General features: G+C 46.5%; 22 protein-coding genes. All 22 read right to left on the bottom strand.

The window, feature by feature from the left end; translation table 11 throughout:
- Window positions 1–6: 6 nt before the first annotated feature.
- Window positions 7–540, bottom strand: coding sequence for a 50S ribosomal protein L6 (gene rplF / locus AOB49_RS01495; RefSeq protein WP_062307051.1), 534 nt, complete (start codon window positions 538–540; stop codon window positions 7–9).
- A gap of 10 nt (window positions 541–550) precedes the next feature.
- Window positions 551–946, bottom strand: a complete 396-nt coding sequence (rpsH, locus tag AOB49_RS01490) for a 30S ribosomal protein S8 (RefSeq protein ID WP_062307049.1) — start codon at window positions 944–946, stop codon at window positions 551–553.
- 24 nt (window positions 947–970) lie between these two features.
- The gene (gene rpsN, locus AOB49_RS01485; protein WP_011901913.1) at window positions 971–1,276 is read right to left on the bottom strand and encodes a 30S ribosomal protein S14; all 306 of its coding nucleotides are present in this window, start codon (window positions 1,274–1,276) and stop codon (window positions 971–973) included.
- A 9-nt stretch (window positions 1,277–1,285) separates the two neighbouring features.
- On the bottom strand, window positions 1,286–1,828 hold the full coding sequence (gene rplE, locus AOB49_RS01480; RefSeq protein WP_062307046.1) for a 50S ribosomal protein L5: 543 nt from the start codon (window positions 1,826–1,828) through the stop codon (window positions 1,286–1,288).
- Window positions 1,829–1,844: 16 nt separating this feature from the next.
- Window positions 1,845–2,153 carry a 50S ribosomal protein L24 gene (gene rplX / locus AOB49_RS01475; protein WP_015420242.1) on the bottom strand — a complete coding sequence of 103 codons (309 nt, stop codon included), beginning with the start codon at window positions 2,151–2,153 and terminating at the stop codon, window positions 1,845–1,847.
- A gap of 9 nt (window positions 2,154–2,162) precedes the next feature.
- Window positions 2,163–2,531: a 50S ribosomal protein L14 gene (rplN, locus tag AOB49_RS01470; RefSeq protein ID WP_011901910.1), complete on the bottom strand. Its 369-nt coding sequence runs from the start codon at window positions 2,529–2,531 to the stop codon at window positions 2,163–2,165.
- A gap of 186 nt (window positions 2,532–2,717) precedes the next feature.
- Window positions 2,718–2,987 (bottom strand): 30S ribosomal protein S17, encoded by a 270-nt coding sequence (gene rpsQ / locus AOB49_RS01465; RefSeq protein ID WP_015420240.1) that lies wholly within the window; start codon window positions 2,985–2,987, stop codon window positions 2,718–2,720.
- Between the two features lie 12 nt (window positions 2,988–2,999).
- Window positions 3,000–3,194: a 50S ribosomal protein L29 gene (rpmC, locus tag AOB49_RS01460; RefSeq protein ID WP_062307044.1), complete on the bottom strand. Its 195-nt coding sequence runs from the start codon at window positions 3,192–3,194 to the stop codon at window positions 3,000–3,002.
- A gap of 14 nt (window positions 3,195–3,208) precedes the next feature.
- On the bottom strand, window positions 3,209–3,622 hold the full coding sequence (rplP, locus tag AOB49_RS01455; RefSeq protein WP_011901907.1) for a 50S ribosomal protein L16: 414 nt from the start codon (window positions 3,620–3,622) through the stop codon (window positions 3,209–3,211).
- Window positions 3,623–3,624: 2 nt separating this feature from the next.
- Window positions 3,625–4,443, bottom strand: a complete 819-nt coding sequence (rpsC, locus tag AOB49_RS01450) for a 30S ribosomal protein S3 (RefSeq protein ID WP_062307041.1) — start codon at window positions 4,441–4,443, stop codon at window positions 3,625–3,627.
- Between the two features lie 8 nt (window positions 4,444–4,451).
- Entirely contained in the window at window positions 4,452–4,784 is a 333-nt protein-coding gene (gene rplV / locus AOB49_RS01445; RefSeq protein WP_215300499.1) for a 50S ribosomal protein L22, read from the bottom strand.
- A gap of 7 nt (window positions 4,785–4,791) precedes the next feature.
- On the bottom strand, window positions 4,792–5,070 hold the full coding sequence (rpsS, locus tag AOB49_RS01440) for a 30S ribosomal protein S19 (RefSeq protein ID WP_011901904.1): 279 nt from the start codon (window positions 5,068–5,070) through the stop codon (window positions 4,792–4,794).
- 19 nt (window positions 5,071–5,089) lie between these two features.
- Window positions 5,090–5,920 carry a 50S ribosomal protein L2 gene (gene rplB / locus AOB49_RS01435; RefSeq protein ID WP_062307036.1) on the bottom strand — a complete coding sequence of 277 codons (831 nt, stop codon included), beginning with the start codon at window positions 5,918–5,920 and terminating at the stop codon, window positions 5,090–5,092.
- Between the two features lie 2 nt (window positions 5,921–5,922).
- Complete coding sequence (gene rplW / locus AOB49_RS01430) at window positions 5,923–6,237, bottom strand: 50S ribosomal protein L23 (RefSeq protein ID WP_046329378.1); 315 nt, start codon at window positions 6,235–6,237, stop codon at window positions 5,923–5,925.
- Window positions 6,234–6,854, bottom strand: coding sequence for a 50S ribosomal protein L4 (rplD, locus tag AOB49_RS01425; protein WP_015420233.1), 621 nt, complete (start codon window positions 6,852–6,854; stop codon window positions 6,234–6,236). The genes rplW and rplD overlap by 4 nt, the downstream gene beginning before the upstream one ends.
- Window positions 6,855–6,866: 12 nt before the next feature.
- Window positions 6,867–7,523 (bottom strand): 50S ribosomal protein L3, encoded by a 657-nt coding sequence (rplC, locus tag AOB49_RS01420; protein ID WP_062307329.1) that lies wholly within the window; start codon window positions 7,521–7,523, stop codon window positions 6,867–6,869.
- Window positions 7,524–7,720: 197 nt separating this feature from the next.
- Window positions 7,721–8,032, bottom strand: coding sequence for a 30S ribosomal protein S10 (gene rpsJ / locus AOB49_RS01415; RefSeq protein ID WP_011901899.1), 312 nt, complete (start codon window positions 8,030–8,032; stop codon window positions 7,721–7,723).
- A 111-nt stretch (window positions 8,033–8,143) separates the two neighbouring features.
- Window positions 8,144–9,334, bottom strand: coding sequence for an elongation factor Tu (tuf, locus tag AOB49_RS01410; protein WP_062307010.1), 1,191 nt, complete (start codon window positions 9,332–9,334; stop codon window positions 8,144–8,146).
- 50 nt (window positions 9,335–9,384) lie between these two features.
- Window positions 9,385–11,487 (bottom strand): elongation factor G, encoded by a 2,103-nt coding sequence (gene fusA / locus AOB49_RS01405; RefSeq protein ID WP_062307034.1) that lies wholly within the window; start codon window positions 11,485–11,487, stop codon window positions 9,385–9,387.
- 27 nt (window positions 11,488–11,514) lie between these two features.
- Window positions 11,515–11,985 (bottom strand): 30S ribosomal protein S7, encoded by a 471-nt coding sequence (gene rpsG / locus AOB49_RS01400; protein WP_015420229.1) that lies wholly within the window; start codon window positions 11,983–11,985, stop codon window positions 11,515–11,517.
- 159 nt (window positions 11,986–12,144) lie between these two features.
- On the bottom strand, window positions 12,145–12,525 hold the full coding sequence (gene rpsL / locus AOB49_RS01395) for a 30S ribosomal protein S12 (protein WP_062307031.1): 381 nt from the start codon (window positions 12,523–12,525) through the stop codon (window positions 12,145–12,147).
- Window positions 12,526–12,701: 176 nt separating this feature from the next.
- Complete coding sequence (gene rpoC / locus AOB49_RS01390) at window positions 12,702–16,964, bottom strand: DNA-directed RNA polymerase subunit beta' (RefSeq protein WP_062307028.1); 4,263 nt, start codon at window positions 16,962–16,964, stop codon at window positions 12,702–12,704.
- Window position 16,965: the final 1 nt, after the last annotated feature.

The following is a 16,965-nucleotide window of genomic DNA, read 5'->3' as shown; positions in this document are numbered from 1 at the left end:
TCTCGCTTACTTCTTCTTAGTTTCTTTCAGATGTACAACTTCATCCACGTAGCGAACGCCTTTGCCTTTGTATGGCTCTGGTGAACGATATGCGCGAACTTCAGCTGCAACCTGGCCAACTTGTTGCTTGTTGGAACCTTTGATAATGATTTCAGTTTGAGTTGGGGTCTCAGCTTTTACACCCTTTGGTAGGTTGTAAATAATGTCGTGTGAGAAACCTAACTGTAACTTCAATGTTTCGCCTTGAGCAGCAGCACGGTAACCAACGCCTACCAAGCTGAGCTTGCGCTCAAAGCCGGTAGTTACGCCAACAACCATGTTGTTTACTAAAGCGCGGGCAGTACCTGACTGTGCACCAGCTTCTGGTGTGTCATTATTTAAAACAACTGTCAATACGCCATCTTCTTGTTTCAAGCCAACAGAAGGATGCAAGTTATGTGTCAAAGTCCCTAATGGACCCTTAACAGTAATGTTTGCACCGTTGATGCTGATTTCAGCGCCCTTTGGGACTGGAATAGGTGATTTACCAACGCGGGACATATTTCTCTCCTTACGCGACGTAGCAAATAACTTCGCCACCAACGCCGTTTGCACGTGCTTTGCGGTCTGTCATTACGCCTTGTGGGGTTGAAATAATTGCAATGCCTAAGCCATTCATTACTTCTGGAATGTCGTGGCGGCCTTTATAGATGCGCAGACTTGGTGTTGAAACACGGTCAATACGCTCAATAACAGGACGGCCTGCATAGTATTTGAGTTCAATGTGTAGCACTGGCTTAGCTGCCTCACCTTTGATTTCAAAACTATCGATATAGCCTTCATCCTGCAAGACTTTTGCAATAGCTACTTTAACTTTTGACGACGGCATCATGACTACTGGTTTCTGCACTGCTTGCGCATTGCGGATCCGGGTCAACATGTCGGCGATTGGATCGCTGATACTCATGAGTTCTCCTAATTCTTTCGCCGCTTACCAGCTGGCCTTGGTTAAACCGGGGATTTCGCCACGGAAGGCGATTTCACGAATCTTGCTACGAGCCAAACCGAACTTACGGAATGTGCCACGTGGACGACCGGTTAATGAACAACGATTTCTTTGACGAATCGGGCTTGCGTTACGTGGAAGTGCCTGTAGCTTCAAGCGAGCTTCATAGCGCTCTTCATCGCTGCGTGATTGATCAGCGATGATTGCCTTGAGTTCAGCACGCTTTACAGCGTACTTCTCTACAGTTTTTGCGCGCTTATTCTCGCGCTCAATTAGGGATAGTTTTGCCACGTTAGCCTCTTAATTGCGGAAAGGGAATTTGAACGCTGCTAACAAAGCTTTTGCTTCTTCGTCAGTCTTAGCGGTCGTCGTAATACTGATATTGAGACCACGAAGGGCATCAATTTTGTCGTATTCGATTTCAGGGAAAATGATCTGCTCTTTAACGCCAATGTTGTAGTTACCACGGCCGTCAAATGCTTTACCAGAGATACCGCGGAAGTCGCGTACGCGTGGCAATGCAACAGTAACGAAACGATCCAAGAATTCGTACATGCGTGCACCACGCAATGTGACCATGGCACCGATTGGGTAGCCTTGACGAATTTTGAAGCCTGCAATCGCTTTTTTAGCTTTAGTTACTACTGGCTTTTGGCCTGCAACTTTAGTCAAATCACCAACTGCATTTTCGATAATTTTCTTGTCGTTCACAGCATCGCCTAAACCCATATTCAGGGTTACCTTAGTGATACGTGGAACCTCCATTACAGACTTGTAACCAAACTTGGCAATCAAATCTGCAACAACTTTAGATTGATAATGTTCTTGAAAACGTGTGCTCATAATTTCTCCCTGCCCCTTATGCGCTTAAAGTTGCGCCAGTGGTTTTGAGGAAACGCTGTTTTTTACCGTCAACGAGTTTGATACCAACACGTGATGGTTTGCCGTTACCGTCAACCAAAGCCACATTAGAAATGTGAACAGGCATCGTCTTGTCAATCATGCCGCCAGTAACACCAGCTGCAGGATTTGGCTTAACGCTCTTTTTATAAATATTCACGCCCTCGATAACTAACTTGTTCTCGAGAACGGCTGTAACAGTTCCTTGCTTGCCTTTATCGCGGCCAGTCAACAGAACTACGGAATCACCTTTACGAATCTTTTTCATATCAGCCTCTTAAATAACTTCGGGGGCGAGAGAAACGATCTTCATGAACTTCTCAGTACGCAGTTCGCGTGTGACTGGTCCAAAGATACGTGTGCCAATTGGCTCTAACTTAGCGTTGAGCAATACCGCAGCGTTTGCATCGAATTTAATCAATGAACCATCTGGACGGCGAACACCTTTAGCAGTTCTCACTACTACGGCGTTGTAAATATCACCTTTTTTTACACGGCCACGTGGAGCAGCGGATTTCACGCTAACTTTGATGACATCACCAATACTGGCGTAACGACGCTTAGAGCCGCCCAATACCTTGATGCACAAAACTTCACTGGCGCCTGTGTTATCGGCGACCTGTAATCTACTTTCGGTCTGAATCATTTTCTAATCCCCAACTTGTTGGCCAAAGGCAAACAGTCTTGGTTCCGTCTATGGGCTTTAACGAAAGCTAAAACCCGGAATTAATGAAAAAACACTGCTTCTCCCAATAAAACCAGAGAAGCCTTCTATTCTACTACGCAAAACAGGGATTTGGCAAGAAAGTTCGCCAAAATCCCTAATATTTCTTTAAATACCCTTTGAAGCCTCTACTAAACGGGTCACTACCCAAGATTTAGTGCGTGAAATTGGCTTAGATTCAGCAATTTCAACGGTATCACCCATCTTGTATTGACCAGCTTCGTCATGAGCGTGGTATTTTTTGGACTGTCCAACATATTTGCCATAAAGCGCATGTTTTACTTGGCGCTCAACTAGCACAGTCACAGTTTTTTGCATTTTGTCGCTAACGACACGACCCACCAGGGTGCGGCGCAAGGGTTTAGATAATTCTGTCATATCCCTTTTTCCTTATTTCTGTGCAGTTTTTTGGGTAATGAAAGTCTTTACACGAGCGATGTCGCGCTTATTCTTACCCAATTGGCTGGTATTAGTGAGTTGCTGTGTGCCTTTTTGCATACGGAGTTTGAAGCCTGTCTTCAATAACTCTGTTAATTCTGCATTCAAGGCAACCAGATCTTTAGATGCTAATTCTGTCTTTTTCATAATCTCTATCCCGATCAACCTAAGTGGCGAATCACGAAAGTGGTTTGCAGTGGCAACTTAGCAGCAGCAAGCTTGAATGCTTCACGCGCCAATTGCTCATCAACACCGTCCATCTCGTACAGTACTTTGCCCGGTTGAATTTCAGCTACGTAGTACTCTGGATTACCTTTACCGTTACCCATACGTACTTCAGCTGGTTTTTGTGAAATCGGCTTATCTGGGAAAATTCGGATCCAGATACGTCCACCACGCTTAATGTGACGGGTCATTGCGCGTCGTGCAGATTCAATCTGACGCGCTGTCAAACGACCGCGACCAACGGCTTTCAAGCCAAAGTCACCAAAGGCTACTGAACTACCACGTGTTGCCACGCCAGTATTGCGACCTTTTTGTTCCTTGCGATACTTACGACGCTTTGGTTGTAGCATGCTTACTCTCCTGACTTCTGCGTATCAGCTGTAGCTTCTACGACTTTGCGTACACGCTTCACCGCCGGTTTAGCAGCCACTAATGGCTTGTCTTCACCTGCTGGTTTGCGAGCAGCTGTTTTAGATGGTGCGCGACGTGGCTTCTTCTCTTCGGCTGCTGGCTCTGCTACAACTGCTGCAGCATCAGCACCACGACCCAATGTATCGCCCTTGTAAACCCAGACTTTTACACCGATGATGCCGTATGTTGTTTCCGCTTCTGAAGTGGCGTAATCAATATCAGCCTTCAATGTATGAAGTGGAACGCGACCTTCACGGTACCATTCGCGACGAGCAATTTCTGCGCCGTTTAAGCGACCAGAAGACATGATCTTGATCCCTTGTGCGCCAAGACGCATTGCATTTTGCATTGCGCGCTTCATTGCGCGGCGGAACATAATGCGCTTTTCAAGCTGCTGTGTAATTGAATCAGCAATCAATTGAGCATCAACTTCAGGCTTACGAATTTCTTCGATATTCACGTGAACTGGAACACCCATACGCTTTTGTAATTCGCGACGGAGTACTTCAATATCTTCACCCTTTTTACCGATTACAACGCCTGGGCGTGAGCTATAAATAGTGATACGTGCGTTCTTTGCAGGTCGCTCGATTACTACCTTACTAACTGATGCATTTTTTAACTTCTTCTTGAGATAAAGACGGACATCTACGTCCTCTTTAAGCATCTTAGAGAAGTCAACATTGTTTGCATACCAGCGTGATGTCCAGTTCTTCGTTACCGCGAGTCGGAATCCGGTTGGGTTTATCTTTTGTCCCATATCTTTCCTTAGTTACTCAAGGTCACGGTAATGTGACATGTTTGTTTTTCGATTTGATTACCACGACCCTTAGCGCGTGCTGTGAAGCGCTTCAAGGAAGTACCTTTATCAACAATAATTGTTGAAACCTTGAGCTCATCAATATCAGCGCCCTTATTGTGTTCAGCATTGGCCATTGCAGACTCAACCACTTTTTTCACAATGAAGGCAGCTTTCTTGGGGCTGAAATTCAAAATGTTCATAGCGCGAGCAATTGGCAAACCACGGATTTGATCAGCGACCAAACGTGTCTTTTGCGCAGAAATGCGGGCGCCCTTGTGAATAGCTTTAACTTCCATCATCATCCCCTTACTTCTTCGTTACTTTCTTGTCAGCAGCGTGACCTTTGAAAGTACGGGTCAAGGCAAATTCGCCTAACTTATGACCCACCATGTTTTCTGATACATATACCGGAACGTGTTGACGACCGTTATGCACAGCAATCGTCAGACCAATAAAGTCTGGGAGGATTGTTGAACGGCGTGACCAAGTTTTAATCGGCTTTTTGTCTTTGTTGGCTTGTGCAACTTCAACTTTTTTTACTAAGCTGGCGTCGCAAAATGGGCCTTTTTTAGCTGAACGTGTCATATCTATTTATCCTTATCGCTTAACGTTTTTGACGACGTTGAACGATCATCGAAGTTGTACGCTTATTGCGACGTGTACGATAACCTTTGGTTGGTGTGCCCCATGGGGATACAGGTACACGGCCTTCGCCAGTTCTACCTTCACCACCACCGTGTGGGTGATCTACTGGGTTCATTGCCACACCGCGTACGGTTGGGCGAATACCACGCCAGCGATTTGCACCAGCTTTACCAATTTGACGCAAGCTGTGCTCTTCATTACCAACTTCACCAATAGTGGCGCGGCAATCGATCAAAATACGACGTACTTCACCAGAACGCAAACGCACCTGAGCGTATACGCCTTCACGGGCTAGCAGTACTGCAGAGCCACCAGCAGAGCGTGCAATTTGCGCACCTTTGCCAGGCAACATCTCTACACAGTGAATCGTGCTACCAACTGGAATATTGCGAATTGGCAAATTGTTACCAGACTTGATTGGGGCTTCTGAACCGCTCATCAATGCCTGACCAACAGTCATGCCTTTTGCAGCAAGGATGTAACGACGCTCACCATCCGCAAACACGATCAATGCAATATTTGCACTACGGTTTGGGTCGTATTCCAAGCGTTCAACTTTTGCCGGAATACCGTCTTTATCGTTGCGCTTGAAATCAACAACACGATAGTGATGCTTATGACCACCACCCTTATGACGGGTAGTGATGTGACCATTATTATTACGACCTGCTTTTTGGAACTGTGGCTCTACCAACGCTGCAAAAGGTTTACCTTTATGCAGGTCAGGATTTACCACCTTGACCATTGAGCGACGACCTGGTGAGGTCGGTTTTGTCTTCATCAAAGGCATGATTAATTCGCCTCCGCTTCAAAGTTAATTTCTTGACCTGGCTTCAAACTGACGTAGGCCTTCTTGGTGTGGTCACGGCGACCTTCAAAACGGCCATAGCGCTTTGGCTTACCCTTTTGATTCACGATTTGAACAGAGTCAACTTGCACCTTGAAGAGCAATTCAACTGCTTGTTTTACATCGCTCTTATTAGCGTCGCGTGTAACCTGGAATACCACTTGTTCGTTTTTCTCTGCAACCATAGTGGCTTTCTCAGAGATAACCGGTCCAAGCAGAACCTTCATCAAGTTGTGATCGTTTTTACGGACTTGGCTCATTTCAGCAACTCCTCAATTTTCGCGATCGCAGCTTTGCTTACCAATACTTTTTTGTATTGAACCAAAGCTAATGGATCAGCGTGCTGTGGCTCACATACAGCAACCTTATGCAGGTTACGTGATGCCAAGTACAAATTCTCGCTAACTTGATCAACAATAATCAAGACTGAATCCAAGCCCATTGCTTTAACTTTGTCAGCTAAAACTTTAGTCTTTGGAGCATCAAGATTGAATTGATCAACCACATTCAAACGACCTTCGCGTGCCAACTGAGACAGAATTGATCTCATACCAGCGCGGTACATTTTCTTATTTACTTTTTGGCTGAAATTCTCTTCTGGAGAATTCGGGAATATGCGACCACCTCCACGCCACAGCGGGGAAGAGCTCATACCAGCACGCGCACGACCAGTACCTTTTTGACGCCAAGGCTTTTTGGTTGTGTGCTTAACTTGCTCACGGTCTTTTTGTGCGCGGTTACCACTGCGTGCATTTGCTTGGTAAGCAACTACAACTTGGTGCACCAACGCTTCGTTATATTCACGTTCGAATACTTCTGGAGAGGCTTGAACGCCTGCACCTAAAGTTCCGTTATCTTGGAGAAGCTTAAGTTCCATAATTCGCTCTCCTTATTTCTTCTTCAGCGGTGTTTTCACCGCTGGAGTAACAATAACTTTACCGCCTGGGGCGCCTGGAATAGCGCCTTTAACCATGATGAGATTGCGTTCTGCATCAATGCGTGCGATGACTAAATTTTGAACTGTACGTGTAACGTCACCAAGGTGGCCCGTCATGCGCTTACCTGGGAAAACACGACCTGGATCTTGCGCCATACCGATAGAACCTGGCACGTTATGTGAACGTGAGTTACCGTGTGATGCGCGTCCTGAAGCGAAGTGATAGCGCTTGATGGTACCGGCATAGCCCTTACCAATTGTTACGCCTTGCACGTCCACTTTTTGACCAGCCGTAAATGCAGCTTCAGCTGGAATAACTTGTCCGGCTGTCATTTCTGCAATTTTTGCTGCGTCCAACGGGAATTCATTGAGTGCATTACCAGCCATCACACCTGCTTTAGCAAAGTGTCCAGCCATTGATTTGGTAACGCGTGTAGCTCTACGTGTGCCATGTGCCAACTGGATAGCATCATAGCCATCAGTTGCCTGGGTCTTGATTTGAGCAACCCTGTTGTCGCTCACGTCGATTACGGTTACAGGAATCGCTTCCCCTTCGTCCGTAAATAGACGGGTCATGCCGATCTTGCGACCGATTAAGCCTAAGCTCATATTCATGCTCCACGCCGACTTCGATTGGTCGGCAAAATTAATTTAAGTGATTTACAAGTAAAAGTACTTCTAAATCAATAACTTACAACGTTTTTAATGCTAATAAAACCTATAAATTCGCCCAAATAATTAAGCGAAGCCTTAGATTCTATCCCGAAAGCCCAGTCTTGGCAAGCGCTAAGACTGGGAATACTGAATTACTGCAACTTAATTTCGACATCCACACCTGCTGGAAGGTCTAATTTCATCAAGGCATCTACTGTTTTCTCTGTAGGATCAACGATATCCATCAAACGCAGATGGGTACGAATCTCTAACTGGTCACGTGAAGTCTTGTTTACGTGTGGTGAACGCAGAATATCAAAACGCTCAATACGTGTTGGCAAAGGCACTGGACCCTTAACAACTGCACCAGTACGCTTAGCTGTATCAACGATTTCAGCTGCAGACTGGTCGATCAAACGGTAATCAAATGCTTTAAGACGAATACGAATTTTTTGGTTTTGCATATTAATTCCAAAGAGCGTTGTGGTGCTGCCACGTTATATTTCTAAAGAGCTCGGTGACATCCGCAGCACGGACGTCACCGGTTAGCAAACCGCTAAATATTTTTACTACTATTAAGCCAAAATCTTTGCAACCACGCCGGCGCCAACAGTACGGCCACCTTCACGGATCGCAAAACGTAAACCTTCTTCCATCGCGATAGGAGCGATGAGTTTTACGGTAATTGTGACGTTATCACCTGGCATCACCATTTCTTTATCTTTTGGCAACTCGATTGAACCAGTAACGTCCGTTGTACGGAAGTAGAACTGTGGACGATAGTTGTTAAAGAATGGAGTATGACGACCACCTTCATCTTTACCCAAGATGTAAACCTCGGCTGTAAAGTGAGTATGTGGAGTGATCGAACCTGGCTTAGCCAATACTTGGCCGCGCTCAACTTCTTCACGTTTTGTACCGCGTAACAAGATACCAACGTTATCGCCTGCTTGACCTTGGTCGAGCAATTTGCGGAACATTTCAACACCAGTACAAGTGGTTTTGAGAGTTGGCTTAATACCAACGATTTCAATCTCTTCGCCAACCTTGATAATGCCGCGCTCGATACGACCAGTCACTACAGTACCGCGACCGGAGATAGAGAACACGTCTTCTACTGGCATCAAGAACGCGCCGTCAACAGCACGCTCTGGAGTTGGGATGTAAGTATCCAAAGCTTCAGCCAACTTCATGATGGCTTCTTTACCCAATGGGCCTTCGTCGCCTTCAAGAGCTAACTTAGCAGAACCTTGAATAATTGGTGTGTCATCGCCTGGGAAGTCATACTTAGACAGAAGCTCACGAACTTCCATTTCTACGAGCTCTAACAACTCAGGATCGTCAACCATGTCGCACTTGTTCAAGAATACGACGATGTAAGGAACGCCCACTTGGCGTGCCAAGAGGATGTGCTCACGAGTTTGTGGCATTGGGCCGTCAGCAGCGGAACAAACTAAAATTGCGCCGTCCATCTGAGCGGCACCAGTAATCATGTTCTTAACGTAGTCGGCGTGTCCTGGGCAATCAACGTGAGCGTAGTGACGGTTTGCAGTCTCGTACTCAACGTGTGCTGTATTAATCGTAATACCACGTGCTTTTTCTTCTGGAGCAGCATCGATCTGATCATATGCTTTTGCTTCGCCACCGAATGCTTTTGAAAGCACGGTAGCAATCGCTGCTGTCAATGTCGTTTTACCGTGGTCAACGTGACCGATTGTGCCAACGTTTACGTGCGGTTTTGTCCGCTCAAACTTTTCTTTTGCCATTTTTTGTCTGCCTTCTTTAGCTAGTCAATATTCAAAATAATGTGGATAAATTACTTCGCTTTAGCAGCCATCACTGCTTCAGCTACGTTCTTAGGTGCTTCGGAATAATGCTTAAATTCCATGGTGTAGGTAGCGCGACCCTGGGTCAACGAGCGCAAGCCAGTTGAGTAACCAAACATCTCTGCCAAAGGCACTTCAGCACGCACAATCTTGCCGCCGCCCGGAATGTCATCCATGCCTTGCAAGATACCGCGACGTGATGAGAGATCGCCCATTACGTTACCCATGAAATCTTCTGGCGTTTCAACTTCAACAGCCATCATTGGCTCAAGCAATACTGGAGCCGCTCTGCGCATACCATCTTTGAACGCCATTGAACCCGCCATCTTAAATGCGTTTTCATTGGAGTCAACGTCATGGTATGAACCGAAGAATAATGTTGCTTTGATATCAACCACTGGGTAACCAGCCAAAATACCGGAATTCAAAGTTTCAATAATTCCTTTTTCTACTGCTGGGATGTATTCACGAGGAACAACACCACCCTTGATAGCGTCAACGAATTCAAAACCTTTGCCTGGTTCTTGTGGCTCAAGCTTCAATACAACGTGGCCATATTGACCGCGACCACCGGACTGTTTAACAAACTTACCTTCAACTTCGTCACAAGTCTTACGGATTGTTTCACGGTATGCAACCTGTGGTTTACCAACAGTTGCCTCAACCCCGAATTCACGCTTCATACGGTCAACCAAAATTTCCAAGTGGAGCTCACCCATACCGGAAATAATAGTTTGGCCTGATTCTTCATCAGTTTTCACGCGGAACGAAGGATCCTCTTGCGCCAAGCGATTCAAAGCAAGACCCATTTTTTCTTGGTCAGCTTTTGTCTTTGGCTCTACAGCTTGAGAGATCACTGGCTCTGGGAATACCATGCGCTCCAAAATCACGATGCTATCTGGATCACATAATGTTTCGCCAGTAGTTGCGTCTTTCAAACCAACCGCTGCTGCGATATCACCAGCAAATACCTCTTTAATTTCTTCACGTTCATTTGCATGCATCTGCAACAAACGACCAACACGCTCTTTCTTACCCTTAATTGGGTTGTAGATCGTATCGCCAGACTTCATTACACCTGAGTAAACACGGAAGAAGATGAGTTGACCAACAAATGGGTCGGTCATGATCTTGAATGCCAATGCTGAGAATTTCTCATCATCAGAGGCTTTACGTGTTGTCGGTGTGCCGTCTTCTTCTTCACATGGAACTGGTGGAACGTCCAATGGAGATGGCAACAATTCAACAACCGCATCTAACATCGCCTGAACACCTTTATTTTTAAAGGCAGTTCCGCACAACATTGGAACGATTTCATTAGCGATAGTACGCTGACGCAATGCTTTTTTGATTTCATCTTCGGTCAAGCCTTCGCCGCCGAGATATTTTTCCATTAACTCTTCTGAGCTCTCTGCGGCGGCTTCGAGCATTTTCTCGCGCCACTCTTCAGCAGAAGCTTGTAACTCAGCAGGAATATCTTCGTATGTAAATTTAGTACCTTGTGAGGCCTCATCCCAAATGATGGCCTTCATTTTTACCAAATCGATAACGCCCTTGAAGTTTTCTTCTGCGCCGATTGGAATTTGAATCAAGATTGGGTTCGCCTTGAGACGAGCCTTCATTTGGTCATAGACCTTAAAGAAGTTCGCACCGGTACGGTCCATCTTGTTTACGAATGCCAAACGTGGAACTTGATACTTGTTAGCTTGACGCCAAACAGTTTCAGACTGTGGCTGTACGCCACCCACCGCACAATAAACCATGCAAGCGCCGTCCAAAACGCGCATTGAACGCTCAACCTCAATGGTGAAGTCTACGTGTCCTGGGGTATCAATAATATTGATGCGATGCTCTGGGAAATTACCAGCCATGCCCTTCCAGAACGTTGTAGTTGCAGCAGAAGTAATCGTGATACCACGCTCTTGCTCTTGCTCCATCCAGTCCATGGTTGCGGCGCCATCATGTACTTCACCAATCTTGTGATTAACACCGGTGTAGAACAAGACGCGTTCTGTAGTTGTTGTTTTACCTGCGTCAATGTGCGCAGAAATACCGATATTGCGGTATTTGTCGATAGGGGTTTTACGTGCCACTGTTGGTACCTTTTCTTTGCTGTGCGATTAGAAGCGGAAATGTGAGAAAGCTTTGTTAGCTTCTGCCATACGGTGAACTTCTTCACGCTTCTTCATTGCTCCGCCGCGACCTTCTGCAGCTTCTAATAATTCATTGGCTAAACGTTGAGCCATAGATTTTTCACCGCGCTTTTTAGCGGCTTCACGCACCCAGCGCATTGCTAAAGCAGAACGACGTGATGGACGAACTTCAACAGGAACCTGGTAGTTAGCACCACCAACACGACGGCTCTTTACCTCAACCATCGGCTTAACATTGCCCATAGCTGTTGAGAAAACTTCGAGTGGCTCTTTGTTTGCTTTTTTCTCGATGTGATCAAAGGCGCCGTAAACGATACGCTCTGCAACCGATTTTTTACCGTCCAACATGAGGACGTTCATGAATTTTGCTACTTCTACATTGCCGAATTTTGGATCAGGCAAGATTTCCCGTTTGGGAACTTCACGACGACGTGGCATAACTACTCCTTCAGTTCAGTTAGGGGTGGCCCACATGGATCACCCGCTCCGGCCGTCCTACTATCTGGGGACTGAAATACATCAATCTCTAGACGGAACGGCCACTTACTTGTCTTTAAAGTCTGACAAACGAAGACTTACTACTAAAACTTTTTGCTATTAAGCGGCCTTCTTAGCGCGCTTAGCACCGTACTTGGAGCGTGACTGCTTACGGTCTTTAACACCTTGCAAGTCAAGTGATCCACGAACGATGTGGTAACGAACACCTGGCAAATCCTTTACACGACCACCACGAATCAACACTACTGAGTGTTCCTGGAGGTTATGGCCTTCACCACCAATGTATGAAATGACTTCAAAACCATTGGTTAAGCGAACTTTGGCTACTTTACGAAGCGCAGAGTTAGGCTTTTTAGGAGTTGTTGTATATACACGTGTGCACACACCACGGCGTTGCGGGCTGTTTTGCAGCGCAGGACTCTTACTTTTAACGGTCAGCCGACTTCTTGGCTTGCGTAATAATTGATTAATTGTTGGCATAAAATAGCTCGGTTAGTACTTCTTTGTTGCTTTCTTCAAGAAAATCAATGACTTAGAGAATTTCTAGGTCAAAAAGACCCTCTTCTGAATCAGTAGAACTCAGCATTCTAGCCTGGCCAGCCTTTTCCGTCAACCAAATGGGAAAAAACTGGCCATTTCTGGCCAGAACAACCAAATTAGCTTGGATCAGCCTCCCCAGTAGGGGCAATCACTTCAGCCTCTATTTCTACAGGCATATCAGCCATTGCCTCCTCTTCGGCAGCAATCATTTGAGCGCGATCACGCTCGAATTGCTCTCTGACCTTGCGTGCACGGCGGTAAGACAAGCCTGTACCAGCAGGGATCAGACGACCAATAATGACGTTTTCCTTGAGGCCACGGAGTGTATCGGTCTTGCCCATAATTGCAGCTTCGGTCAATACACGAGTAGTTTCTTGGAAAGAAGCCGCTGAAATGAAGCTATCCGTCGACAAGGATGCCTTAGTAATACCCAACAGCACGTTTTCGAACTGGGCTGGGTGCTTACCTGCAGCGATCGCAGCATCGTTTGCGTCATACAACTTAGAGCGCTCAACTTGCTCACCAGTGATGAAAGATGTATCGCCTGGATCAGTTACCTGAACACGACGCAACATCTGACGCACGATCACTTCAATGTGCTTGTCATTGATCTTCACGCCCTGGAGACGATAAACGTCCTGTACTTCGTCAACGATGTAGATTGCCAACTCTTCGATACCTTTGAGAGTCAAGATATCGTGTGGATCGGCAGGGCCTTCCACAATCATCTCGCCCTTATTCACAACTTGACCGTCATGAACAAGAACTTGCTTCTCTTTAGGAATCAAGAATTCATTCGCTTCGCCATCCATATCGGTAATAACTAAGCGCTGCTTACCCTTGGTTTCTTTGCCGAAAGAAACTGTTCCAGTTACTTTAGCCAATACAGCAGCATCTTTTGGTGAACGCGCTTCAAACAATTCAGCAACGCGTGGCAAACCACCGGTAATGTCGCGAGTCTTCTGTGATTCGATTGGAATACGCGCCAATACCTCACCAACTTCAACTTTTTGACCATCCTTAACGGTAATCAAAGCGCCCACTTGGAGACCAATGTTTACCGGATGATCGGTACCAGCGATCATGACATCATTGCCCTTGTCATCAATCAAGTTGATCACTGGGCGCACGCCTTTACTTGCGGCAGAACGACGCTTACCGTCAATTACCACCAAAGTAGAGAGGCCAGTCACTTCATCAACCTGCTTGGCAACAGTTACACCTTCTTCAACGTTGTCGAAGCGAGCGATACCAGCGTACTCGGAAATAATTGGACGTGTTAATGGATCCCAAGTTGCCAAGCTCGCACCAGCCTTCACTGCTGCATCTTCTTTCAACAAGAGTGTTGCACCGTATGGCACTTTATGACGCTCACGCTCGCGGCCATTATCGTCAACGATCAAGGCCTCACCAGAACGTGAAATCACGATCTGCTCGCCTTTAGCATTCTTCACAACACGCATCGTGCCGGAGAATTTCAAAGTACCGTTTGATTTGGCTTCAATGTTACTTGCAACCAAAGCGCGTGATGCCGCACCACCGATGTGGAAGGTACGCATAGTCAACTGTGTGCCCGGCTCACCAATAGACTGAGCAGCGATCACACCAACCGCCTCGCCAACGTTCACCAAACCACCACGACCTAAATCACGTCCGTAGCACTTAGCGCACAAACCAAAACGAGTTAAGCATGACAATACTGTACGAACTTTAACTTCGTCGATGCCCAATGCAACGATTTGATCAACATGATCTTCGTCAAGCAATGTATCGTTCGGAACAATCACTTCTTGCGTGTCTGGATGAACGATGTCACCGATACATACACGACCCAAAATACGATCGCGCAATGCTTCGATAATTTCGCCGCCTTCAACAAGCGCCTTCATGGTTACACCAGTAGTCGCGCCGCAATCTTCTTCGATCACAACGAGGTCTTGAGTAACGTCACATAAACGACGAGTCAAGTAACCAGAGTTCGCTGTCTTCAACGCTGTGTCAGCCAAGCCCTTACGAGCACCGTGGGTTGAGATGAAGTACTGCAACACATTCAAGCCTTCACGGAAGTTTGCAGTAATTGGGGTTTCAATAATGGAGCCATCAGGCTTGGCCATCAAACCACGCATACCAGCCAACTGACGAATCTGCGCTGCAGATCCACGCGCACCAGAATCCGCCATCATGTAGATGGAGTTAAAGGACTCTTGACGCGCAGCTTTACCGTTCCGGTCAAGTACGTCAACGTGTGACAACTCGTCCATCATCGCCTTACCAACTTGGTCGCCTGCGGCACCCCAAATATCAACCACGTTGTTATAACGCTCCTGATTGGTTACAAGGCCTGACATGAACTGCTTGTCATACTCCTTAACCTTGGTAGATGCTTCACTGATGATGCGCTCTTTAGAGCTTGGAATCAGCATATCGTCGATTGCAATCGAGATACCGGCTTTAGTCGCCAAGCGGAAACCTGACTGTAAGAGACGATCAGCAAAAATCACGGTTTCACGAAGGCCGCACTTACGGAATGAAGTGTTAATCAAACGTGAGATTTCTTTTTTCTTCAGCGGCTTATTAATTTCCTCAAAAGACATACCCTTAGGCAGAATCTCAGACAAGATTGCGCGGCCAACTGAAGTTTGATAGATCTTGGTCTTCTCAGCAAAACGCGCATCGCCCTCTGCCTTCTTGTCCACAACCTCATACTCAGTAATACGAACCGCAACACGGGAAGCCAATTCAACCTGGCCAGCCTCGTATGCACGAATAACTTCAGTGATATTAGCGAAGACCATGCCCTCGCCTTTACCGTTGATCTTGTCGCGAGTTGCATAGTACAGACCCAACACCACGTCCTGCGAAGGAACGATAGATGGTTCGCCGTTGGCTGGGAACAATACGTTGTTCGAAGCCAACATCAATGTACGCGCTTCCATTTGCGCTTCGAGCGACAAAGGAACGTGAACCGCCATTTGGTCACCGTCAAAGTCGGCGTTAAATGCCGCGCAGACTAATGGGTGCAATTGAATCGCTTTACCTTCAATCAGCATTGGCTCGAAAGCTTGAATACCGAGACGGTGCAATGTAGGCGCACGGTTGAGCATGATTGGATGTTCACGAATCACTTCTTCGAGAATGTCCCAAACGATTGGAGTCTGACTTTCGACTTCTTTCTTCGCAGCCTTAATTGTGGTTGCAATTCCCAAAGTTTCAAGCTTATTGAAAATGAATGGCTTGAATAATTCCAAAGCCATCAATTTTGGTAAGCCGCACTGATGTAATTTCAATGTAGGGCCAACTACGATGACTGAACGACCAGAGTAGTCAACGCGTTTACCCAACAAGTTTTGACGGAAACGACCACTCTTACCTTTAATCATCTCGGCCAAGGACTTGAGAGGACGCTTATTAGCGCCAGTCATAGCCTTACCGCGACGACCGTTGTCTAGCAATGAGTCAACCGCTTCTTGCAACATGCGTTTTTCGTTACGAACGATGATCTCTGGTGCGCGCAATTCTAACAAACGCTTCAAACGGTTGTTACGGTTGATTACACGACGATAGAGGTCGTTCAAATCGGAGGTAGCAAAGCGACCGCCATCCAATGGCACCAATGGACGCAACTCTGGTGGCAACACAGGCAATACTTCCATGATCATCCAGTCAGGCTTAATACCCGAAGTCTGGAACGCCTCAAGCACTTTTAAGCGCTTAGCGTATTTCTTGATCTTGGCATCGCTACCAGTAGCTTTCAGATCAGCACGAATCGTCTCTACTTCACGATCGATATCGATACCGCGCAAGAGGTCACGAATACCCTCCGCGCCCATGATGGCAGTAAACGCGCCGTCACCATACTCTTCAGTCTTGGCGTAGTACTCGTCTTCGGACATGATCTGACCGCGCTTCATTGCGCCTTCAGGAGTCATGCCGGGATCAACGACCACATATGCTTCAAAGTAAAGAACGCGCTCGATATCCCGCAATGTCATATCGAGAACCATACCCAAACGGGATGGCAATGACTTCAAGAACCAAATATGCGCAACAGGAGCCGCCAATTCAATGTGACCCATGCGCTCACGACGTACTTTGGCAAGCGTTACTTCAACGCCACACTTCTCGCAAATAACGCCACGGAACTTTAAGCGCTTGTACTTACCGCATAAGCACTCGTAGTCTTTAGTTGGTCCAAAGATCTTGGCGCAAAACAGGCCATCACGCTCAGGCTTAAAAGTCCGATAGTTGATGGTTTCTGGCTTGCGAACTTCACCAAAAGACCATGAGCGAATTTTCTCAGGGGATGCAAGACCAATCTTGATGACATCAAACTGTTCATCACCCTGCGTTTGCTTAAATAAATCGAGCAATGCTTTCATA

This window comes from Polynucleobacter sinensis (assembly GCF_001595985.1).
GTDB classification, from domain to species: domain Bacteria; phylum Pseudomonadota; class Gammaproteobacteria; order Burkholderiales; family Burkholderiaceae; genus Polynucleobacter; species Polynucleobacter sinensis.
The sequence above is the reverse complement of the archived record's forward strand: the minus strand, read 5'-3'. Positions and strand labels throughout refer to the sequence as shown.

Excerpts from the sequence above, each read along its gene's own strand:
- rplF (WP_062307051.1), bottom strand. The coding sequence starts at position 540 with ATGTCCCGCGTTGGTAAATCACCTATTCCAGTCCCAAAGGGCGCTGAA.
- rpsH (WP_062307049.1), bottom strand. The coding sequence starts at position 946 with ATGAGTATCAGCGATCCAATCGCCGACATGTTGACCCGGATCCGCAAT.
- rplE (WP_062307046.1), bottom strand. The coding sequence starts at position 1,828 with ATGAGCACACGTTTTCAAGAACATTATCAATCTAAAGTTGTTGCAGAT.
- rplX (WP_015420242.1), bottom strand. The coding sequence starts at position 2,153 with ATGAAAAAGATTCGTAAAGGTGATTCCGTAGTTCTGTTGACTGGCCGC.
- rplN (WP_011901910.1), bottom strand. The coding sequence starts at position 2,531 with ATGATTCAGACCGAAAGTAGATTACAGGTCGCCGATAACACAGGCGCC.
- rpsQ (WP_015420240.1), bottom strand. The coding sequence starts at position 2,987 with ATGACAGAATTATCTAAACCCTTGCGCCGCACCCTGGTGGGTCGTGTC.
- rpmC (WP_062307044.1), bottom strand. The coding sequence starts at position 3,194 with ATGAAAAAGACAGAATTAGCATCTAAAGATCTGGTTGCCTTGAATGCA.
- rplP (WP_011901907.1), bottom strand. The coding sequence starts at position 3,622 with ATGCTACAACCAAAGCGTCGTAAGTATCGCAAGGAACAAAAAGGTCGC.
- rpsC (WP_062307041.1), bottom strand. The coding sequence starts at position 4,443 with ATGGGACAAAAGATAAACCCAACCGGATTCCGACTCGCGGTAACGAAG.
- rplV (WP_215300499.1), bottom strand. The coding sequence starts at position 4,784 with ATGATGGAAGTTAAAGCTATTCACAAGGGCGCCCGCATTTCTGCGCAA.
- rpsS (WP_011901904.1), bottom strand. The coding sequence starts at position 5,070 with ATGACACGTTCAGCTAAAAAAGGCCCATTTTGCGACGCCAGCTTAGTA.
- rplB (WP_062307036.1), bottom strand. The coding sequence starts at position 5,920 with ATGCCTTTGATGAAGACAAAACCGACCTCACCAGGTCGTCGCTCAATG.
- rplW (WP_046329378.1), bottom strand. The coding sequence starts at position 6,237 with ATGAGCCAAGTCCGTAAAAACGATCACAACTTGATGAAGGTTCTGCTT.
- rplD (WP_015420233.1), bottom strand. The coding sequence starts at position 6,854 with ATGGAACTTAAGCTTCTCCAAGATAACGGAACTTTAGGTGCAGGCGTT.
- rplC (WP_062307329.1), bottom strand. The coding sequence starts at position 7,523 with ATGAGCTTAGGCTTAATCGGTCGCAAGATCGGCATGACCCGTCTATTT.
- rpsJ (WP_011901899.1), bottom strand. The coding sequence starts at position 8,032 with ATGCAAAACCAAAAAATTCGTATTCGTCTTAAAGCATTTGATTACCGT.
- tuf (WP_062307010.1), bottom strand. The coding sequence starts at position 9,334 with ATGGCAAAAGAAAAGTTTGAGCGGACAAAACCGCACGTAAACGTTGGC.
- rpsG (WP_015420229.1), bottom strand. The coding sequence starts at position 11,985 with ATGCCACGTCGTCGTGAAGTTCCCAAACGGGAAATCTTGCCTGATCCA.
- rpsL (WP_062307031.1), bottom strand. The coding sequence starts at position 12,525 with ATGCCAACAATTAATCAATTATTACGCAAGCCAAGAAGTCGGCTGACC.
- rpoC (WP_062307028.1), bottom strand. The coding sequence starts at position 16,964 with ATGAAAGCATTGCTCGATTTATTTAAGCAAACGCAGGGTGATGAACAG.